The organism is Corynebacterium mucifaciens (assembly GCF_012396315.1).
In the GTDB taxonomy this organism is placed as follows: domain Bacteria; phylum Actinomycetota; class Actinomycetes; order Mycobacteriales; family Mycobacteriaceae; genus Corynebacterium; species Corynebacterium mucifaciens.
The window spans coordinates 1-1,782 of sequence record NZ_JAAXPF010000025.1 but is presented as its reverse complement, the minus strand read 5'-3'; the positions used below and the strand labels follow the sequence as shown (position 1 = coordinate 1,782).

Here is a 1,782-nt window from a genome sequence, read left to right as displayed (position 1 = left end):
GGGACTGCGGACATTTAGTTGGACCACTTTGGGGCGGGAAGGCCTTGAATGGGTTACAAGTTCAGCAATGAGTTTCGCCGTGAGGCGGTTGAGTTATACGAGTCCGGGTTAAGCGCTGCGGCGGTGTTCGACCGGCTTGAGGCTGCGCATGGGGTGCGGCCATCGCGTGCGACACTGACGCTGTGGGTTGCGGCGCATCGTCACGGGGTGGACCAGGATCTGGTCGATGACGCGGAGCGTGTCAGGGAGTGTGCTGCGGAGGTGATTGGCCGCGTTGTCGCGTCGCGCGTTGTGCTGGGGGCAACGATTTCGAAAGTCGCCGCGGAATACGGGTGCGGCACAACCGCTGTGAGTCGGTGGGTAGACAGTTTCGGCCCAAAAACGCCGTTGGATCCGTCTGTGTCGTTCAATGATGTTGTTTTGGCGACAATGGAACGCGTGAACGAGCATCGCAAGAATATCCGCGAGCAAAACGCGGCCCGCCAGCAGGCTGCCCAGGCGCCCAAGTTGCGCCCGGTTGATGAATGGTTACCCGGTTCAACACCGGATGTGAACAATCTGCCGGATGATCCAGCAGCCCTCAAACGCATCATCGCAGCTCAGGTGGAGCGTGACATGGTAAAAGACGCGTTGTTACAGGCGGCGTTTGAACAGCGGGCAGGTGGTGAGGCGGGAAAAGACCTCGCCCCGGCGGGGCAGCCGGATCTGACGGTGAGAACAGCCGCGGTTGAGATCCTCGTGCACGCCGGTGGGGTTTCAGTGCGTAAGGCGTGCCGGTTAGTCGGACTGAGCAAGTCGACGTTTTTCGACCGTCGTGACCAATTGCGGCGCCACGCGCTGCGGCAGAAGCGCCGTGCAGAGCTCGCTCGTGAGATCACCGACATTGTGGAAGCCTCTGGATGTAGCTACGGCTATAGGCGGGTCCATCACGCGCTGGCCAAGCGCGGAATCGTAGTGTCAGAAAAGGTAGTAAACGCCCTGATGGGCGAATGCGGGCTGCGCCCGAAGGGCAAGAGGATAAGAAGGCATTCTTCCTATGCGGGCGAAAATGAGCACAAGCCAGAAAACTTGCTGCTTATCGATCCTGATGCTCAACCCGAGCAGGTGATGTACCCGGACGGGGTGTCAACATATTTCAAAACCAACGCGCTCGCGTTTGACCTGCACCACGACTTCTATGCAGATAAGCCGTGGCAGAAACTCGGCACTGATGTCACCGAGGTCAACTGCGTAGACGGAAAGCTATTTATAAGCCCTGTCGTGGACTTCTACGACGGCTACATCCCTGTGGTGGCTATGTCACCCACCCCGGACACGGGGCTTGTGATGGACATGATGGACCAACTCAAAGCGCACCTGCCTGAAGGTGCGCGCCCGATCATCCACTCCGACCGGGGCATGTTGTATCGCACCCACCGTTGGGTAGAGACCATCACCGACTCCAGCCACGACACCACAACGTGCCGGCTATGCGAAACGGGACAGTTCTGCCCCAACAAATGGCTGCTTATACCGTCATTGTCGCGCAAAGGAACAAGTGGGGATAACGCGAGAGTGGAGGGTTTTTTCGGCACTATGAAGCAGGAATGCATCTACGGACGCCCAGAAACCGAACTGATGACAAGAGCAGAAATGATCCGATACATTAACCGCTACGTCGATTTCTACAACCACGAACGGTTGAAGTCGACGCTGACCGAAGGATATACAACCATCGCCCAGTACCGACAGGCACTGAGCGTATAAAAGCCCCCAGTGGTCCAAGAAATAGTCAGCACCCCC

The 1,782-nt window shown here is 57.9% G+C and carries 1 protein-coding gene; it reads left to right on the top strand.

Annotation, left to right across the window (positions count from 1 at the left end; translation table 11 throughout):
- Positions 1 to 48: 48 nt before the first annotated feature.
- Entirely contained in the window at positions 49 to 1,746 is a 1,698-nt protein-coding gene (locus HF989_RS10660; protein ID WP_038609853.1) for an IS3 family transposase, read from the top strand.
- The last annotated feature ends 36 nt before the right edge of the window (positions 1,747 to 1,782 follow it).

What these genes read in the sequence shown, in the direction of transcription:
- HF989_RS10660 (WP_038609853.1), top strand. Translation starts at nt 49, where the DNA reads ATGGGTTACAAGTTCAGCAATGAGTTTCGCCGTGAGGCGGTTGAGTTA.